Source organism: Stenotrophomonas sp. FW305-C-20-S1 (genome assembly GCF_058783335.1).
In genome coordinates this window covers 1-17,368 of sequence record NZ_JBYTEK010000036.1, presented here as the reverse complement: position 1 = coordinate 17,368, position 17,368 = coordinate 1, and the positions used below count along the sequence as shown (strand labels likewise).

At 63.8% G+C, this 17,368-nt stretch carries 18 protein-coding genes; 10 read left to right on the top strand and 8 right to left on the bottom strand.

Features of this window, described 5'->3' with window-relative positions; genetic code table 11:
- The 9 genes from AC3WTC_RS16635 (at position 1) to AC3WTC_RS16595 (ending at position 9,386) form a co-directional block, all read left to right on the top strand.
- A complete protein-coding gene (locus AC3WTC_RS16635) occupies positions 1 to 360 on the top strand; it encodes a hypothetical protein (RefSeq protein WP_133119322.1) in 360 nt (119 codons plus the stop codon).
- A 19-nt stretch (positions 361 to 379) separates the two neighbouring features.
- Complete coding sequence (locus AC3WTC_RS16630; protein WP_099783293.1) at positions 380 to 580, top strand: hypothetical protein; 201 nt, start codon at positions 380 to 382, stop codon at positions 578 to 580.
- 140 nt (positions 581 to 720) lie between these two features.
- On the top strand, positions 721 to 915 hold the full coding sequence (locus AC3WTC_RS16625) for a hypothetical protein (protein ID WP_133119323.1): 195 nt from the start codon (positions 721 to 723) through the stop codon (positions 913 to 915).
- 2 nt (positions 916 to 917) lie between these two features.
- Positions 918 to 1,244, top strand: coding sequence for a hypothetical protein (locus tag AC3WTC_RS16620; protein ID WP_223482142.1), 327 nt, complete (start codon positions 918 to 920; stop codon positions 1,242 to 1,244).
- Between the two features lie 10 nt (positions 1,245 to 1,254).
- Entirely contained in the window at positions 1,255 to 3,573 is a 2,319-nt protein-coding gene (locus AC3WTC_RS16615; RefSeq protein WP_492711995.1) for a hemagglutinin repeat-containing protein, read from the top strand.
- A 543-nt stretch (positions 3,574 to 4,116) separates the two neighbouring features.
- Positions 4,117 to 4,989, top strand: coding sequence for a DUF2628 domain-containing protein (locus AC3WTC_RS16610; protein WP_492711993.1), 873 nt, complete (start codon positions 4,117 to 4,119; stop codon positions 4,987 to 4,989).
- 143 nt (positions 4,990 to 5,132) lie between these two features.
- The gene (locus AC3WTC_RS16605) at positions 5,133 to 7,355 is read left to right on the top strand and encodes a methyl-accepting chemotaxis protein (RefSeq protein ID WP_492711992.1); all 2,223 of its coding nucleotides are present in this window, start codon (positions 5,133 to 5,135) and stop codon (positions 7,353 to 7,355) included.
- Between the two features lie 155 nt (positions 7,356 to 7,510).
- Complete coding sequence (locus AC3WTC_RS16600; protein WP_025873797.1) at positions 7,511 to 7,879, top strand: glycine zipper 2TM domain-containing protein; 369 nt, start codon at positions 7,511 to 7,513, stop codon at positions 7,877 to 7,879.
- A 190-nt stretch (positions 7,880 to 8,069) separates the two neighbouring features.
- Positions 8,070 to 9,386 (top strand): hypothetical protein, encoded by a 1,317-nt coding sequence (locus AC3WTC_RS16595; protein ID WP_492711990.1) that lies wholly within the window; start codon positions 8,070 to 8,072, stop codon positions 9,384 to 9,386.
- A gap of 44 nt (positions 9,387 to 9,430) precedes the next feature.
- Here AC3WTC_RS16595 and AC3WTC_RS16590 read toward each other — a convergent pair whose 3' ends face one another.
- From AC3WTC_RS16590 to AC3WTC_RS16570, 5 genes are all read right to left on the bottom strand, one after another.
- The gene (locus AC3WTC_RS16590) at positions 9,431 to 10,558 is read right to left on the bottom strand and encodes an ABC transporter permease (RefSeq protein ID WP_492711989.1); all 1,128 of its coding nucleotides are present in this window, start codon (positions 10,556 to 10,558) and stop codon (positions 9,431 to 9,433) included.
- Positions 10,555 to 11,742 carry an ABC transporter permease gene (locus tag AC3WTC_RS16585; RefSeq protein ID WP_059063526.1) on the bottom strand — a complete coding sequence of 396 codons (1,188 nt, stop codon included), beginning with the start codon at positions 11,740 to 11,742 and terminating at the stop codon, positions 10,555 to 10,557. Before AC3WTC_RS16585 ends, AC3WTC_RS16590 begins: the two co-directional genes overlap by 4 nt.
- Entirely contained in the window at positions 11,727 to 12,740 is a 1,014-nt protein-coding gene (locus tag AC3WTC_RS16580; protein WP_229291083.1) for an HlyD family secretion protein, read from the bottom strand. The genes AC3WTC_RS16585 and AC3WTC_RS16580 overlap by 16 nt, the downstream gene beginning before the upstream one ends.
- Complete coding sequence (locus tag AC3WTC_RS16575) at positions 12,733 to 14,109, bottom strand: TolC family protein (RefSeq protein WP_177176982.1); 1,377 nt, start codon at positions 14,107 to 14,109, stop codon at positions 12,733 to 12,735. The genes AC3WTC_RS16580 and AC3WTC_RS16575 overlap by 8 nt, the downstream gene beginning before the upstream one ends.
- A 111-nt stretch (positions 14,110 to 14,220) precedes the next feature.
- Positions 14,221 to 15,114, bottom strand: coding sequence for a LysR family transcriptional regulator ArgP (locus AC3WTC_RS16570; protein ID WP_492711986.1), 894 nt, complete (start codon positions 15,112 to 15,114; stop codon positions 14,221 to 14,223).
- Positions 15,115 to 15,218: 104 nt separating this feature from the next.
- On the opposite strand from AC3WTC_RS16570, the gene AC3WTC_RS16565 reads away from it, so the two are divergent.
- Positions 15,219 to 15,833 (top strand): LysE/ArgO family amino acid transporter, encoded by a 615-nt coding sequence (locus AC3WTC_RS16565; RefSeq protein WP_049465142.1) that lies wholly within the window; start codon positions 15,219 to 15,221, stop codon positions 15,831 to 15,833.
- Here the strand turns inward: AC3WTC_RS16565 and map are convergent.
- From map to AC3WTC_RS16550, 3 genes are all read right to left on the bottom strand, one after another.
- Positions 15,830 to 16,612 carry a type I methionyl aminopeptidase gene (gene map / locus AC3WTC_RS16560; protein WP_492711985.1) on the bottom strand — a complete coding sequence of 261 codons (783 nt, stop codon included), beginning with the start codon at positions 16,610 to 16,612 and terminating at the stop codon, positions 15,830 to 15,832. The genes AC3WTC_RS16565 and map overlap by 4 nt on opposite strands.
- Before the next feature lie 10 nt (positions 16,613 to 16,622).
- Positions 16,623 to 16,835: a ParD-like family protein gene (locus AC3WTC_RS16555; protein ID WP_025873788.1), complete on the bottom strand. Its 213-nt coding sequence runs from the start codon at positions 16,833 to 16,835 to the stop codon at positions 16,623 to 16,625.
- 67 nt (positions 16,836 to 16,902) lie between these two features.
- A complete protein-coding gene (locus AC3WTC_RS16550) occupies positions 16,903 to 17,262 on the bottom strand; it encodes a bleomycin resistance protein (protein WP_492711984.1) in 360 nt (119 codons plus the stop codon).
- Between the last annotated feature and the right edge of the window lie 106 nt (positions 17,263 to 17,368).

Here is a 17,368-nt window from a genome sequence, read left to right as displayed (position 1 = left end):
ATGAGCAAGGTTATTGATTTGTTTTCCTGTGACGACAATTCGGATTTTTTCAATAAGAATGCAGTTGTCAGTGGTTACTTGGTTATTCGAGGTCGGGAGTGCTTTCTTGTAGGTGAGTCGCGGTATCCATTTCCTGATTCCCGTGTTGAAATCTATTGCCCGGGCCTGGAGGCTTCACTTGACAGCATTGTAGGGGGGTGGGTTGGTGGGGTGGCTTCATATTTTGATGAAGTTACTATTCATGGAGTTGTGGGGCCGGGCACGACGTGCAGGGATGTGGCGTCCATTTCAAAGATATCTAAGATCGCTCTCATTCGTGACGAGTGTGAATACGAGATCATCCCTGACGTAGGTGTGTAACAGCCAGGAGGGTGGCCGCGTGCAGGTGGCGTTCGGCAACGCCCGAAATGCTGACGGCTATGCCAGCGCGGGCAAGGCCGAGGGCGGCTACCAGGGCATGGGCCAGCAAAGCGGGCTGTTTGCCGGCAACGGCGGTTACCACGTCGACGCCGGACACGTGAACCTGATCGGCGGCGTCATTGCCAGTACCAACGCGGGCGACAGTGAGCTGACCGCGTAGACGCTGACCTTCACCGATCTGCAGAACCAGATGGACCACTCGGCCAGCTCGGGCAGCATCAGCGGTGGTGCGGGCGGGCAGATGAAGGTTGGGACCCGAAGGCGGGCACTACCGCCCCCCGCGGCGGCCCAGGCATGTCGATGACGGAGAACGGCAGCGACAGCAGTTCAACGCTTGCGACGCTGACCGAAGGCAACATCACCATCGGTGGCAAGCAGGCCACGGCGGCGGAGCTAGGCATTAATACCGATGCCAGTGCAGCGCATCCAGCGGCGGGGATCTCGGTAGTGCGACCACCGTTTGGAAATATAGTCACTGATTTTCCGGGTGTGTGAATATGAATATGGATTTGACCGCGAATAGTGCGAATAGGCTGAAATCAACAAGTGGCTGGATTAATTCCCCGGACGGGAATTTGATCAGGAAGCGGCTTCTCGCGGAATTGGGTGCCTTCCAAACCGTCGTGGTTCTTCATCATCACTTTGGTCAGGCGGAGGAGTGCTTTGTTTTGATGGTGGATCGCTCATCAATCGTCGAAGTGGAAGTTTCGTCGAATGGTGTCGAAGACTTCTCGGTTTTCTCGATAGCTGATTATTTAAGAATGAACAGAAAATTACCCGCTTCGTTTAGGTTTGATATCGAGGTTGCTCGCACTATGAGTTGATAGTGTCATCGTGCTGCTGGAAGCGGGCAAGGCACACGTGGCAGACCGCAGCAAGAGCAGCAATGCCGGCGCCGAAGTGGGCGTTGGCGTTGTCGTGGGCGCGCAGACGGGCGTGTATGTGTATGCCGAAGCCAGCGTGGGCAGCAGCAAGGCGAACTCGGACAGCAACACCTGGCAGAACACCACGCTGACCGGCCAGAACATCTCGCTGAAGGCCGAGGGTGACACCACGTTGCGCGGCGCGACCGCCACGGCCGACCGCATCGACGTCAAGACCGGCGGCACGCTGACGATCGAATCGCTGCAGGACATTGCCGAGAGCATGTCCAGGAACAGCCAGGTGGGTGGGCGCGTGCAGGTGGCCTTCGGCAACGCGTGGAACGCCGATGGCTATGTCAGTGCAGGCAAGGCCGAGGGCAGCTACCAGGGCGTGGGCCAGCAGAGTGGCTTGTTTGCCGGCAACGGTGGCTATCACGTGGATGCTGGACACGTGAACCTGATTGGCGGCGCGATTTCCAGTACCAACGCGGCCAACAGTGAACTGACAGCACAGACTCTGACCTTCAGCGATCTGCAGAACCAGATGGACTACTCGGCCAGCTCGGGCAGCATCAGCGGTGGTGCGGGCGGCAAGATGAACGGTTGGGACGCGAAGGAAGGCACTACCGCTCCGCGCGGTGGCCCGGGTACGCCAATGACGGAGAGCGGCAGCGATAGCAGTTCCACGCTTGCAACGCTGACTGAAGGCAACATCACCATCGGCGGCAAGCAGACCACGGCGGCGGAACTGGGTATCAACACCGATGCCAGTGCGGCGCATCGTGCGCTGGAGGCGTTGCCTGATGCCAGCAAGCTGCTGGCTGATCAGCAGGCGATGGCGGCTGCTGCGGGGACGGTAGTTAGCGCGGGTCAGCAGATTCGCGGAGAAATAAACCAGTTAATCGACGAGGCAAAGCAACGCAAGGAGGATGCAAAGGCGATCCTCTCCGATCCAAGTCGGAACTTGTCGCTCAGCTTGGACGATAGGGCAGCACTAATCGCGATGGCACTTGAGTCGGACAGAGATATCGAACGTTTGCAGAAGGTCGGAGTTTTGGTCAGCTCAGTTGCTGGTGGTCTGGCCGCTTCGACCGGAGGGGCCGGAGAAGCTCTAGCAGCGACTTTGGCGCCTGCGATCTCCTATCAGATCGGGCAGTATTTCAAACAGAATGCGAGTAAGAATGCCGTGGATGGCGGCAATCGAGGCGAAGAAGGCAGTGCGACTCACATACTTGCGCACGCCTTACTTGGAGCGGCAGTTGCCTCCAGCAGCGGTAACAACGCGCTTGTAGGGGCAATAGCGGCGGGAGGTGCGGAGGCCGCGGCACCTGCGGTCGCCAGATTCCTGTACGGCAAGGACAGCAAGGAGCTGGCCGCGGATGAGCGGGACGTTGTCAGCGCTATTCTTGGTGCGGGAGGATCGATCATCGGGTCTTTCAACGGTAGTTTGATCGGCGTTGCTGCAGGTAGCGGTGCGGCGAAGAATGCTGTGGACAACAATTGGGGGGAGGTCGGACACTACTCCACAATGGCAACTATTATCTATCTGGCCAACTTCAGCGAACAGGATGCTAAGGCATTGGCACTAGCAGCATGGTCGCCGGATACTGATGTGCGAAATGCCATTACACAGGACAATGTTGTAAATGGCGGTTCCTCGGCAGGCTATCAACAGACCCATCATCTGCTCACCGGTGAAAAGGATCCTGAAAAAGTTCTGGCGCTGCAGAAGGAGTTGGGCCAGAAGGTCAAAGAAATATTGGTTGGGCTCAGGTATTACCATGACAATCCCACGGTGAAAGCTAATATCCTTTCGGATCCAGAGAATCAACGTATTCTTCATGCATTTGGTGATTCCTTTGCACATGTGAAGTCCGATGGGACGCACTATGGGAGCGTAGATGGCCATCTCTGGGATGGAACAAGTCCTGATGAGCCCAATAATCACCCCAAGGCGTATGCTGCTTTTGTTTCAAGTCTCTATGAGATAGCTTCGTCAGTGAGCGGTTCGGGAGGTGATGGCAAGGCGCTCAACGAATTGTCGGCTGCAGTCATCGCTGGAAGCTCAGAAGGCGCGCAGAAAAGAGCTCTGGCAGCGGCAGCCAAAGCGAAAGGAAGTCGTGATGCCGGCCTTGTGGAGTCTCCTATAGCGGGATGTGAGATTTGGAGCCGATGTAAGGGTAATACGGCTAACGCTGAGATTGATCGGATATACGGAGTTCTTCGCCCTGTGGCGCCTGTCGTCGACTGGTCAAAGTTAGTTGTTCCTGTTGAGTGGAATAGAAGATGATTTTTCTATGTATTTTTTCGATTAATAGTGGAGTGTTGATGTTGTGAGGGCTTTGTACCTATCTGTTTGGGCTCTATGTTTCGTTGCATGGTTGCTCATTTCTCTAAATTTCATACTTCACATAAGCTTCATTGGTTGTGATGAGGTCTATGGGGTTGCTCGCGCCACATGTAGTCTTTTTGTAGAATGGATTAGGTTCATATTTTATTTTGGACTGATATCTTTGCCGGTGTTGAGTGTTTTTGCGATTCTGCGTTTTCTGCTAAATCGACGCTGGGAGAATATCGAGCTCTGCTTTGTTGTCGCGTCGTGGATACTCTTTGGGTTGTCCGCGACACATTTCACTTCCCATTAAAGGAATTGAAGCGCGCGCATCGAAGGGCTGTGACGGCTTTGGACGAGAGGATTAGGCGAAATTGGTTGGAAAGATTGATTTCTACAAGGAAGTTGAGGTTGTGGCCGCCGGCTCGGCCTACTTTGACCTTCCTCAGCCTTTCGAACGATTATCAATGTGCCTTGTTTTTGGATGAAGAATCAGTGCGAATGAAGATCGAGCCCACTTTCGGTAGTGCAGAGGGTGGCGCGGAGCGAGACGCAGACTCGGCCGCTGACGAGTCAAGTGAAAAGAGTGCGCTGGCGATTGTGGTTGGGGACCGGTTCTCCACCTATTGCCATTTCTGGAGGCTGGACGACGCAGCCGGCAGGGCGCCGAGACGGTGGCATTGTCCGGCGTTCCTGTTTTCATCATTGTGGTTCTTCTTCCGACGCATGCCTGTATGGGGCACGATCTGGTTCATCGTTCCGCCTTTGGCGATGACCACGTTCACTCAGATGGGTCTGCCATGGTTCGCGGTAGTCGTCTTCGTGGTCTGCCGCGTGCTTGCCGGAATTCTGGCGAATTCCCTGTACCTGTCTCATTGCCGGAGGATTGCCCGCAAGGTGCTTGCCGGGCATGGAGGCGCGCATCGGCGGCGTGCCGAACTGCAGAAGGCCGGTGGTGTCAGCTACACCGCTTTGGTGATCGCCTTGGCGGTAACGGCCTCACAGAACACCCTGATCAATCTGGCAGTTCGTTCGATGCCGAAGGCAGCGCCCAGGCAGTCTTCACTGCACCTCCCGGCGAACCGGCCGGACCCGGATCTCGAATATGCGGAGAGGGAGGTGTACCAGGAGGAGCTGCGTGCGATCGCGATGACGGCGTGGCCGGCGGGTGTCCCAACGGACAACAATGTCTGCATTGTCGAGCTACGTCTGACGCCACCGGGTACCGTGCTGGATGCCAATGTTCTGGAGCCTTGCACGTTGGACGAAGCACAGCGCGAGCAACTGCTCGTCGAAATCAGGCGTGCCGATTTCACGGTCGAGGGGAAAATGCGGTTCTTCACCCGCCATACCGTCATCGGCTTGCGTGGCTGATTCCCCGCCACGGGCCTGATTTCCTCACGGTGAGATTCTGCTTGAACGCGTTTATGTTAACGCGGCGTTGTTTCAATAACTGATCTTAAAGTTTCCCGCAGTCGTGCCGCCACCGATATAGGGCCACGATCAAGGGAATTGAGATGCTCGCCTTACGCAACCTCCGTGTGGGATCCCGGCTTTCTGCCGGCTTCGGTCTGCTGTTGCTGTTCATCCTGGCCATCGTCGGCCTGGTGTTGTACGGAAACCATTTGAAGTCCGCCCAGTTCGAGAAAGTGGTGGGCGTGAACATGGTCAAGATGCGGTTGTTGAACGACATGCTCGATACCAACAACGCGGTGCTGATGCATCGCCGCCTGATGGTGATCAAGCGCGGCGAGGAGTTCGACAAGGATTACCAGCGGGCGCAGGAACTGAGCCGCACCTACGATGGAATCTGGGACAAGTACGTCAAGATTCCCCGCGATGCCACCGGCGATACGCTGGTGGCGCAGATCGCGGCGGCGCGCAAGGCCACCGACGTCTCCACTCAACAATTGCACGAGCGGATGAAGGCGGGCGACTACGACGGTGCAGCTACCGAGCTGCTGGCCGAGCACGGTCTGGCCACGGCCTGGAATGGAGCGATCTCCAGCCTGCTGCGGCACCAGGAAACCCTGACCGAACGCAGCCGTGAGGAATACCGCGCCACGGAAGCATGGACGGGAACCCTGTCCATCGCCTTTGGTGTGCTCAGCCTGATTCTCGGCGCACTGGCCGCATGGGCGATCACCCGCAGCCTGACCCGCCCTTTGGCGGGCGCGGTGAAGTTGGCCGATGGCATCGCCAACGGTCGTCTGGACAACGTCATCGATGCTTCGGGCAATGACGAGGTGACCCAGTTGCTGAAGTCCATGCAGCGCATGCAGGGGCAGCTGCAGGCGGTGATGGCCGCGCAGGGCGAGATGGCGCGGCAGCACGATGATGGCAGCCTGGGTTATCGCATGGACGAGAGCGCCTTCCCCGGCGACTACGGGCGCATGGTGCATGACACCAACGCGCTGGTGGGCTCGCACGTGCACGTGCAGAACCGCCTGATCGAGGTGATGAAGCACTACGCGCGCGGCGACCTGTCGGTGGACATGGATCGCCTGCCGGGCGAGAAGGCGGCGATCACCCAGGCCATGGACGAGACCAAATCGAGTCTGTCGGCCATCAACGGCGAGATCCGCAGGCTGGCCACAGCCGCGGCCGCGGGCGACTTCAGCCTGCGCGGTGACGAAGCACGCTTTGAGCATGATTTCGGCGAGATGGTGACCGGGCTGAACCGGTTGATGAAGACCACCGACGAGAACCTGGTGCAGGTGTCGAGCCTGCTGCAGGCGATCTCGCGCGGCGATCTGACCGTACGCATGCAGGGCGATTTCCACGGTGTGTTCGCCCGTATGCGCGACGACTGCAATGCCACCGTCGAGCAGCTCACCCAGATCGTCGGCCGTATCCAGGCCAGTGCATCCAGCATCAATCTGGCGGCGGGGGAAATCGCCTCGGGCAATACTGATCTGTCGCGGCGTACCGAGCAGCAGGCGGCCAACCTGGAAGAGACGGCAGCGTCGATGGAGGAGCTGACCTCCACGGTGAAGCAGAACGCCGAACACGCGCGCCAGGCCAACCAGCTGGCGATCGGTGCACATGGGGTGGCCTCGCAGGGCGGCGAGGTGGTCGGCCAGGTGGTGACCACCATGAGCGCCATCGAAGCGTCGTCGAAGAAGATCGCCGAGATCATCAGCGTGATCGATGGCATCGCCTTCCAGACCAACATCCTGGCGCTCAATGCCGCCGTGGAAGCCGCGCGTGCGGGTGAGCAGGGCAGGGGCTTTGCGGTGGTGGCCAGCGAGGTGCGCACCTTGGCACAGCGCTCGGCGGGTGCGGCCAAGGAGATCAAGGGCCTGATCGAGGAGTCGGTGGGCAAGGTGTCCGACGGCTCGGTGCTGGTGCGTCAGGCCGGCACGACGATGGGCGAGATTGTCGCCTCGGTGCAGCGGGTGACCGACATCATGGCGGAGATCTCTGCAGCCTCGCAGGAGCAGAGCTCGGGCATCGAGCAGGTCAACCAGACCGTGATGCAGATGGACGAGACCACCCAGCAGAACGCCGCGCTGGTGGAAGAGGCCAGCGCTGCTGCGCGGTCGATGGAAGAACAGGCCAACCTGCTGGCCGAAGCGGTGTCGGTGTTTCGCACCGGCGCTTCGGTGGCGGCGGCAGCGGTCCGTCCGATGTTGGCAGCGGTCGCTGCAAGCGTGCCGCCGGTGCGTCGCGCGACCGGCCTGCCGCCGCGAAATGCCCCGTCGCTCGCTGCCAACACGGGTGGGTGGGAAGAGTTCTAAGCCGGGTGGGAGACGGCGCCCATCGCGATGGCTGGTCGCGATGGGCGCATTTTTGTTTCCTGAACCGATGATGGCCGTTGAGCGCCTGGAGACGTGGATTTCACCTGCAGTTGCCACGTGCAGGCAGACACTTGCGCCATACCGGAGCACAGGAGATGGCCATGAAGACCTCGACCCGATTGATGGTGCTGGGCACCCTGCTGGCGGCCTCGTCCGTTGCTGGCGCACAGAATTACGGCCCGCGTGATGAAGGGCGCAAGTTCAACGATGGCAGCCGCGTGGTCTGCAAGAACGTGGAAGTGCAGCGCAATACCCGCGATCCCAACCGCATCACCGGTACCGCTACGGGCGCCGTGGTCGGCGGCCTGTTGGGCAATCAGGTAGGCGGCGGCAACGGCAAGAAGCTGGCGACCGTCGCCGGTGCCGTGGCAGGCGGTGCAGCTGGGCGGCAGATCCAGGGCAACCATCAGCAGAAGACCGGCGACCGCGTGGTCGAGCGCCGTTGTGAGCGCGTCTATCGCTGATACCTCCATGCGATAGCCCCTTCCACACTGCTGTACCCCGAACGCCGGCCCTGTGCCGGCGTTCTCCGTTTCCGGACCGGTTCCGTGGGGCAGGGCGCATGCCTATACTGCGCCGACCTCCAGGGATGAATCGCCAGTGAACAAGTCGAGCGCTGTAGACCGTCGGGAACCGTCAGATGTTGCTGATGCAATGCCTCGCACGACAGCCAGCTACTCCCGCGTGCGTGACCGCACCGACGAGCTGGAGCTGTTCATTTCCGGCCTGCTCGCCTTCGCACTGCTCGCTGTGCCGGGCTACCTGTTCGATGCGTGGGCGCGCAGCAGCCTGCATACCGAAGGTGTCTATTTCCAGGCGCTGTGGTTCGCCTTCAGTATCGGCGTCGGCATGTGCTACGTGCTGGCGGTGGCCTTGATCATCCACTTGGCGGTGCGTGGCTACTGGATCGGCCTGATCGGCCTGAAATCGCACTTCCCCAAAGGCATCGACTGGGATCGACTGACAATGTTGGGGCCGTTCTCACGTGCGTTCCTGAAGCAGCGCGACGGTGGGCTCGACGGCACCATCGAACGCGCAGACCGGCTTGCCACCATGCTGTTCTCGAGCACGCTGCTGTGCGTGCAGACCCTGGCCGGCACGCTGGTGGTGGCGATTGTCTCGCTGGGCGTGGCGATGGCCATCGGTGCCGCCTTCGGCGATGTCGATCGCATCACGCTGGCGATCGTTGCGGTGCTGATGGTTGGCCTGCTTGGCCTGGCGATGGTGCCGATGCTGCTGGAAAAATCGATCGCGCGGCGCCACGCGCGGGGCCTGGACACCGCACGGCAGGAGAAGCGGCTGCAGTCGGTGCTGGCTGGCCTGCAGCGGGTACCGATGCTGCGCCTGCTGCAGACCATGCAGTGGACCCTGCAGAGCAACCTGCGCGGTCGCTCGTTCACCGTGATCTATATATCGGCGGTAATGCTGGCGATGGTGCTCGCCGCGCTGCAGGTGTACGGCTCGATGAAGTTCTCGCTGTTCAACCGCTACAGCGTGATGACCGAAGAAGCGGTGGACCACGGCATGCTTGGCGCGCACTACGAATCGCTGCGCTCGGCGCATGACCAGCTGCTGCCCTATCCGATGATTCCGGCCGATACCATTAGTGCATCGCGGTTGCGGCTGTTCATTCCGCACCGTCCGCAGCGTGACAATCCGGTGGCACGGCAGCGCTGTGCGGGCGGTGCCCGCAACGAAGCGCAGGGTGCACAGGCGGCGACGGCAGCGGTGAACTGCATGGCGCTGCTGTGGACGGTGCAGCTCGATGGCGGCAAGGTCGACCTGCATGATTTCGTGCCGATGGAGCGCCGGGACCTGGATATGCGCGGGCTGGTGGGCTACTTGCCGATGGCGGATCTGAAGCCGGGCCGGCATGACCTGCGACTGGTCTGGAACGCCGACGGCGGCGAACGTGGGCCCAGCCGCCGTCGCGAATACAGCATCCCGTTCTGGTACGCACCGGAACCGTAAAAGGGGACGGAGGGGATCAAGTCGGTTTCTCCCCTTCGCGCCGATTACGACTTAATCCCCTCCGTCCCCTTTTTGCTGTGCAGACGCCAGAGGGCGAGGGCGCCGTACAGCACCAGCAGCACGGCCAGGGTGATCAGTTCGCGGCTGACCTCGGCCAGGCTGGCGTCCATCTGGTTAAGGCGCACCATCAGGTTGATGCCGGAGGTGGTCGGCAGCAGTTGCGCCAGCCACACCAGCGGGCGCGGGGTCATCACCGCCGGCCACGACAGGCTGGCCAGGAAGAACAGCGGGATCGAGGTAGCGATGATGTACTGGAAGGCGCGTTCGCGCGTGCGGAAGAAGCTGCCGACGAACAGGCCGAACGCCACCGTGACAGCGATGAACAGGGTGCCGCCGAGCAGCTGGCCGAGCGGGTTGCCGCCACGCGGATAGTCCTGCACCCAGGCGGTGAAGCCGGCGTACCAGAACAGCCCGAACAGCCCGATCAGGCCGAAACCGAGGGCCATGCCGGTCAGGGTGGGCAGGTCGAACTGCAGGCGCCGGCCCAGCACCAGCCGGCGGCCACCGAGCAGCACGCCGATGCCCATCAGCAGCGTCTGGTGCACGATCAGTTCGGCCACGCCGGGGACGATCGCGCTGCCATAGCCTTCCTGCGTGTTGAACAAGGGTCGTTGCACGAGGGTGACCGGTGGTGCCTGTGGCGCGCCCATGAACGCGGCCTGGGTGACAGCCGCTTCACGGCCGAACGCTCCCAGCGCATCGGCCACGCTGCCCAGTACCCAGCTGGCTCGGCCAAGATAGGCGCCGTTGCCGAGCAGCACCAGTTTGGCCGGATGCCCGCGCAGGATGTCGCGTTCCAGGTTGGCCGGGATCAGCACGATACCTTCGGCATGGCCGGCCTCCAGCTGTGCGCGCGCTTCCTGCAGGTCGGCCGGTTGCCCGACCACATGGGCCACGCGCAGCGAATCGAGCTTGCGCAGCAGCTCGCGGCTGGTCGCGCTGTGGTCTTCATCGACCACCAGCACGGGCAGGTTGCCGGCCACCTGATGGCGATAGGCGGCGGGGTAGAAGAACGAGTACAGAATCACCGCGCCGACCATCACCACGATCGCGTAGCGATCGCAGAGCACGGCCAACAGGGTCTGTCGCAGGCTGTGCCAGATCCGGCTCATGCGCCTGCCCCGGCCGGTTGCGCGGCCTGCGGCGTGCGCGCGAACGCCAGCAGGCGCCAGCCGCCGATGCCGCCAGCAACCGCGATCATCAGCAGCAGCGTGGCCAGCGGCCATAGCGATACCGCCAACGGCGAGCCGATGAACTGCTGCTGGGTCTGCAGCTTGATGTAGGCGCTGAGCGGCAGCAGCAGGTGCCAGACGCGGGTGAACAACGGTGCGTCGATCACCGGGAACGTGGCGCTGGAGAACGCCAGCGCCGTGCCGATGCTCAGGCCCACGGCGGACAGGGCCGTGCCCATATCACGGGTGACGCCGACGAAGAACAGGGCATAGGCCGCGGTGGCCAGGTAGAACAGCGGCTGTGCGAGCAGCAGCAGAAGCACGCTGCCAGCGATGCCGTCGCCACGCAGCCAGGCCAGGTAGGCCGCGCCCAGCGCGCCGTACAACGAGAACAGCAGCACGTAGGGCAGCACCTTGCCGGCAATGGCCGACCATGGTGCATGGCCCAGCCAGGCGGGCAGGGTACCGTCGCGGATCTCACGGCCGAGGCTGCCGGCCACGGCCAGCGCCAGTACCAGCGACAGTACCGCCGGGAAGATCAGTGGCAGCAGGAACAGCTCGTAGCTGCGCGCCGGATTGAACAGGATGTCCGACTGCACCGCGATGGGGGCGGCACGCAGCTTGCCCGGCCCGACCTGCAGGCCGATGCGTTCGCGCAGCAACCGCGCGTTCCACGCAGAGACCGCGTCGCCGATATCCCGCGCGGCGGACTGGCCGGTGGTCATGTAGGTGGCGTTGTAATAGGAAAACACCGTGCCCTGCCGGCCGCGAAGCGCCTGGCGGGTCACATCGCGCGGCACCAGCACCACCGCGAACACCTCCAGCCGACGCAGCTGCGCGCGCGCCTCATCCATATCGACCGGTTGGCTTGCGATGCGCACGCCGGGGCTGGCGTCGAGCATGCGCAGCAGCAGGCGGCTGTCGCTGCTGTGGTCAAGGTCGACCACGGCAATCGGCACATCGCGCATCACCGATGCGGAGAACATCCAGGCCATCACCACCAGCATCAACAGTGGCAGCACGGTGACCAGCGCCAGGTCCGCACGGCTGCTGCGCAACCGGCGCAGTTCGCGCTGCCATGAGCTGCCGAAGCTGCTGCGGCTGGTGTTCAGTGCTGCGGCCATGCGAACAGCACGCTCATGCCGGGGCGGAAGCCCTCGATGCGGCGTACCGGGCGCACCCGCACTTCGAAGCTGCGCACGTCATAGCCCGATGACTGGCGGGTCGTGCGCCAGGTGGCGTAGTCGCCTGCGGGATTGATGAAGTAGACCTCGAACTCACCGTCCTTGCCGAGTGCCGGCACGCTGCCCTGCAGCTTGCTGCCGACCTTCAGGCCCTGCATCTGCGATTCGCGCAGGTTCATCGACACCCACATGCGGTCGATGTCGACCAGGGTGAACACCGGGTAGCCGGCTGGTACCAGTTCGCCCGGGTCGGCCATGCGCTTGTTGATCTCGCCGGCCACCGGCGCGCGGCCTTCCACTTCAACGCGCGCGGCGTTGACCTCCGCCACCGCGCCCTGGGCCTGCTGCACCTGGCCCTGCGCGGCACGCTTGTCCTGTTCGCGCGCGCCGGTCAACGCCATGTCGTACTGGGCGCGTGCGGCGCGGGCCAGTTCGCGCGAGCTGGTGGCCTGGGCCGCCGCTTCATCGCGCTTCTGCCGGGTCATCACCCCTTCGTTGAACAGGTTCTGCACGCGCCGGTAGGTGGCATCGGCAAGGGTCGCACCGGCCTCGGCGCGCTTCCAGTTGGCTTCGGCTGCGCGGATGTCTTCGCTGCGTGCGCCTTCGGCAGCCTTGTCGGCCACCGCCTGCGCCGCAGCCAGTGCGCCGTGCGCCTGCTGTTCCTTGGCTGCTACTTCGGGGCTGTCGAGCAGGAACAGCACCTGCCCGGCCTGCACGCGATCGCCCTCGCGGACCTTCAGTTCGGCCACGCGCGCGGTGATCTTGGCGGACACGTTGAGGGTGTCGGCGTCGGCCATGCCCTGGATCTGGTCGGCGGGGCTGCGCCAGGCCAGCCACAGGCCCAGCACCACCGCCACCAGCAGCACCACCAGCAGAACCGGCCCCAGCCGGCGCTTGCCCGGGGGCGTCGTTGCTTCGTCGTGCAACACATCACTCATGATCAATTACCTCGTCTGCACGCCGCCGATGGTCTTCGAAGCGGTCCATCTGTCCACTCACCTCGAGCAGTTGTGCCAAGGCGATATCGTATTGGTAGGCGGCCTGCGCACGTTCGACGCGGGCACCGCCAAGACCGAGCCGTGCGTCGATCACGTCCAGCGAGGTGGCCTGGCCTTCGCGGAAGGCCAGCTCCTGCAGGCGCAGGTTCTCGTCGGCCTGGGCGATGCTGCTGTCCAGCAGCACGAACTGCTGGCGTGCGGTTTCCAGCTCGTTCCAGGCCTTGCGCACACCCAGCGCGACCTGGTTCTCGGCCTCGCGCAGGCCGGCCTCAGCCTGTTCCTGCTGCGCGCGTGCCGCACTGATCTGTGCCGGCCGTGAGTTCGGCGACAGGAACGTGTACTTCAGGCCGATGCCGAACGCCCAGTCCGGATCGGTCAGCATTTCGTCGCGGCGGCGGAAGTCGTACTGGCCGAACAGGAATACCGTTGGCTTCAGCTTGGCCTGCTGCACGCGCACGCCCTGTTCGGCCTGCGCCACGATCGCCCGCAGGCGGGCGATCTGCGGCTGCCGTGCCTGCGCGGTACGCTCGAAGGTGGCGACCGGTTCCAGCGGCGCGCGCTGCACGAACAGCGGCGACAGCGGCTGCACATCGCCGCCACTGCGCAACAGCGTGGCCAGCGCAGCCTTCAGCGTGGCCAGATCATTGAGCGTCTTCTGGTACTCGCGCTCGGCCTTGTCGCGGGCGACGGTGGCCTGCAGGCGCTGCGCACGCGTGGCGAAGCCTTCGCGTTCCAGTTTCTCGGCATCGGACAGGTGGCGGTTCAAGCCATCGCGCACGTCGCGGCGCACGACCACTGCCTGTTCGGCCAAGCGCTGACCGAAGTAGGCCTGGGCCAGTTGCACGGTCAGCGACTGCCGCTGCGCTTCGCGCTCGGCGCTGGCCTGTTCGCTGGCCGCGCCGGCAGCACGCTGCGCGGCCGGAATCAGGCCGCCGGTGTACAGCGGCAGCACCGCAGTGACCACCGGCCGTGTGCGCCAGTCGCGCTCGGTGAACGACAGCGGTGAGTCGATGCCAAAGGCTTCGGCCACCGGCGCCAGCGAGCCCAGCGGCAGGGTCAGGGTCTTCTGGAACTGCAGGCGCCGCACTTCGCCGGTGATCTCCGGCAGGCGCAGCAGGCGAGTGGCCTCGTGCAGTTCTTCCTTGTTGCGCACGCCGGCATCAGCAGCGGCCAGCGCGTCGGAGACCTGTTCCAGACGCTGCCGCGCCTGTTCCCATTCCAGTGCGGGAGGCGCGCTGGTCTGTGCCGCTGCAGCCAGCGGCAGGCTGGCCAGCAAGGCCAGGCCGGCAGCGCCGAGCGCGCGATGCATCCTTGTCCGTGGGCAGCTCAGGCGCATGCCGTTCCTGTAGTGAAGAAGTGGGCAAACGGTAGTGGTCCGCGCGTGAAGCCGGGGTCTGCGGTGGTCTGGATCATGCTCTTTTCAACGTAGGGTATTGCCCGCGGCGGTACGCAGCGCGTGGGTGATGTGTTGCAACGTGCTCGAGCGCACGGCGGCATGCTGCCAGAACAAGGGTACGTCGAGCCAGCGACGCGGTTCCAGCACCACTATCTGCCCGGACTCTGCCGCTGGCGTGACCAGGGCCTCCGGCGCCAGGCACCAGCCCAGCCCACGCGCGGCAGCATCGACGAAGCCGGTGGAGGAGGGCAGGTAGTGTACGGGCGGTTGCATTCGCGCGCGGGTGAGCCTGCGCAGGAAACGCCATTGCAGTTCATCCTTGCGGTTGAACACGATCATCGGCGCCGAGGCCAATGCTTCGGCCTGCATGCCCGCGCTGAAGTGGCGGCGCGCAAATGCCGGTGAGGCGATGGCGCGGTAGCGCATCGCGCCCAGCGGATGCACGTTGCAGCCCTTCAGCGGCCTGCGCTCGGCGGTGACCGCGCCAAGCACGCTGCCGGTGCGCAGCAGTTCCAGGGTGTGGTCTTGGTCGTCCATGCGCAGGTCGAACAGGTAGCCGTGGCGCTGGTGCAGCTCGGCGATGGCGGCGACGAACCAGGTGTCCAGCGAATCGTCGTTGACCGCCAGCGGAATCGGCGTACGGGTGGCATCGCTGCCGCGTTCCGGCAGCAGTTCGGCAAGCGCTTCGGTCTGCAGTGCCTGCATCGGCCGCACCCGCCGCAGCAGCACTTCGCCGGCAGCGGTAGGCCGGCACGGGGCCTGGCGCACCACCAGCACCTGGCCCAGCCGGTCCTCAAGCGCCTTGATCCGTTGCGACAACGCCGACGGGCTGATCGACAGGCGGCGTGCGGCGGCCTCGAAGCTGCCTTCTTCGAGCACGGCGGTGAAGGCGCTCAACTGCGGATGTACCAGGTCCACGCGGTGCCTCTTCAGTTTTTCTGCACAGGATAAAGAAAAACCAGCTGGCCTTAACGAGCCCGTTGGTCGCACCCTGCGTCTCTTCTCAAGGTGGAGAGCGTCGGATGTGGATTGCTGCGGCCCTGGCCGGTCTGTTTGCAGGTGCTGGCCTGATCATCGCCATCGGCGCGCAGAACGCCTTCGTGCTGCGGCAGGGGCTGCAGCGCCGCTACGTGGGCATGGTGGTACTGGCCTGCATGGGCGCGGACATCGCGCTGATCCTGGCCGGCGTTGGCGGCATGGGGGCGCTGGTGCTGCAGTGGCCGTTGCTGTTGCAGGTGCTGCGCTTCGGCGGAGCCGCCTTCCTGCTGTGCTATGGGCTGCAGGCCGGGCTGCGCGCGTGGCGCGGTGGCAGCGCGCTGGCCGCGGCCGATGCCAGTGGTGGCAGCCGGCGGCAGGTTCTGCTGGCCTGCCTGGCGTTCACCCTGCTCAACCCGCACGTCTACCTGGATACGATGGTGCTGCTGGGCAGCCTGTCCACGCGCTACCCAGGTGACCTGCGCTGGGCGTTCGCAGCGGGCGCCTGCGTGGCCAGCGTGCTCTGGTTCTGCGGGCTGGGGTTCGGCGCCCGGTTGCTGCAGCCGGTGTTCCGCAACGCGGCAGCATGGCGGTTGCTGGATGCAGGCGTGGCGGCCTTCATGCTGTGCCTTGCGCTGCTGTTGCTGCTGCGCCCGCTCTAGGCCGCATCCACCGCGCACAACGGGGTTTCACGAGGGCGCAGGGTCAGCACGCGCACGCCGCTGCCGGTCACGGCCACGGTGTGCTCGAACTGCGCCGACAGCTTGCCGTCGCGGGTATACACCGGCCATTCGTCCGGCTGCTGGCGGATGGCAGGCTTGCCCTGGTTGAGCATCGGCTCGATGGTGAACACCATGCCTTCCTGCAGCTCCATGCCGGTGCCGGCATGGCCGTAATGCAGGATCTGCGGTTCCTCGTGCATCTCCTGGCCGATACCGTGGCCGCAGTACTCCTTGACCACGCTGTAGCCGTGGCTGCGCGCGTGGCGGGCGATGGCGTGGCCGATATCGCCCAGGCGCGCGCCGGGCCGCACGGCGGCGATGCCTTTCCACATGGCCTGGTAGGTCACCTGCACCAGCTTGCGCGCGGCGTAGTCGGCATCACCCACAACATACGTGGTGCTGGAATCGGCAATGTAGCCGTTCTTCTCCAGCGTGATGTCGAGGTTGACGATCTGGCCATTGCGCAGCACGTCATCGGCCGACGGCATGCCGTGGCAGATGACGTTGTCGATCGAGGCGTTGAGCACGTACGGGAACCCGTACTGCCCCTTGCTGGCGGGCCGCGCCTGCAGCTCGTCGACGATCATCCGCTCGACGATGTCGTTGATCTCCAGCGTGCTGCGACCCTGCAGGGGCAGGGCGTCGAGCATGGCGAAGACCTGCGCCAGCAGTCGTCCGGACTCGGCCAGGCGGTCGATCTCGTCGGGGCGCTTGATCATGGCCATCGGCTCAGGCCCGCCCGGGGGCAAGCAGCTGCGGCTGCACACCGGCGGCGCGCAGTTCACTGGCGACGACGTCCTGGAAGCTCAGGGTCGGGTTCATCTCGCACAGCATGCCGACCCGGATCCAGAACGTGGCCTGGGCGTTGATCGAGCGGTTGGAGACGGTGCAGGCACGGCGCAGCTGGTCGTGCAGGGTGTCATCGATGTTGACGATGCCCATGGGCGTTCTCGATTGGGAATATATGAAGCGTATACGAAGCGTATATTTCCGTTCAAGCGCGTGGCATTCAGCCAGCGTCGGTGGCGAAGCGCAGGCGGTTGCCGTCCGGGTCGATGATCAGCATCTCGCGGCTTCCCCAGTCGGTATCGTGTGGCGGCTGCTCGATGGGTACGCCCGCAGCGCTGAACGCGCCGTGCAGGCCATCGACGTCGGTGACGATGAAATACACCGCACCGCCCACCTCGCAGTCGCCGGTGTGTTCGGTCAGGAAGATCGTCTGGCCTTCGCGGCTGAGCTGGGCGAACAGCGGAAAGCCGGGTTCGAAGCGGTGCTCCCAGTCGACGATGAAGCCCAGGCCCTGCACGTAGAAGGGCAGGCTGGTATCGGCATGGCGCATGCGCAGCTGCGGGATGACGGTCTGGGGCATGGCGAGGGTTCCTGGGGCAGACGTCCAGTGTAGTGGGGGGGGGGGGGGGGGGGGGGGGGGGGGGGGGGGGGGGGGGGGGGGGGGGGGGGGGGGGGGGGGGGGGGGG

Coding starts and splice junctions, on each gene's coding strand:
- AC3WTC_RS16585 (WP_059063526.1), bottom strand. CDS start 11,742: ATGGCCGCAGCACTGAACACCAGCCGCAGCAGCTTCGGCAGCTCATGG.
- AC3WTC_RS16550 (WP_492711984.1), bottom strand. CDS start 17,262: ATGCCCCAGACCGTCATCCCGCAGCTGCGCATGCGCCATGCCGATACC.
- AC3WTC_RS16575 (WP_177176982.1), bottom strand. CDS start 14,109: ATGCATCGCGCGCTCGGCGCTGCCGGCCTGGCCTTGCTGGCCAGCCTG.
- AC3WTC_RS16600 (WP_025873797.1), top strand. CDS start 7,511: ATGGCCATGAAGACCTCGACCCGATTGATGGTGCTGGGCACCCTGCTG.
- AC3WTC_RS16625 (WP_133119323.1), top strand. CDS start 721: ATGACGGAGAACGGCAGCGACAGCAGTTCAACGCTTGCGACGCTGACC.
- AC3WTC_RS16605 (WP_492711992.1), top strand. CDS start 5,133: ATGCTCGCCTTACGCAACCTCCGTGTGGGATCCCGGCTTTCTGCCGGC.
- AC3WTC_RS16590 (WP_492711989.1), bottom strand. CDS start 10,558: ATGAGCCGGATCTGGCACAGCCTGCGACAGACCCTGTTGGCCGTGCTC.
- AC3WTC_RS16595 (WP_492711990.1), top strand. CDS start 8,070: ATGCCTCGCACGACAGCCAGCTACTCCCGCGTGCGTGACCGCACCGAC.
- AC3WTC_RS16565 (WP_049465142.1), top strand. CDS start 15,219: ATGTGGATTGCTGCGGCCCTGGCCGGTCTGTTTGCAGGTGCTGGCCTG.
- AC3WTC_RS16555 (WP_025873788.1), bottom strand. CDS start 16,835: ATGGGCATCGTCAACATCGATGACACCCTGCACGACCAGCTGCGCCGT.
- map (WP_492711985.1), bottom strand. CDS start 16,612: ATGATCAAGCGCCCCGACGAGATCGACCGCCTGGCCGAGTCCGGACGA.
- AC3WTC_RS16635 (WP_133119322.1), top strand. CDS start 1: ATGAGCAAGGTTATTGATTTGTTTTCCTGTGACGACAATTCGGATTTT.
- AC3WTC_RS16580 (WP_229291083.1), bottom strand. CDS start 12,740: ATGAGTGATGTGTTGCACGACGAAGCAACGACGCCCCCGGGCAAGCGC.
- AC3WTC_RS16610 (WP_492711993.1), top strand. CDS start 4,117: ATGAAGATCGAGCCCACTTTCGGTAGTGCAGAGGGTGGCGCGGAGCGA.
- AC3WTC_RS16620 (WP_223482142.1), top strand. CDS start 918: ATGAATATGGATTTGACCGCGAATAGTGCGAATAGGCTGAAATCAACA.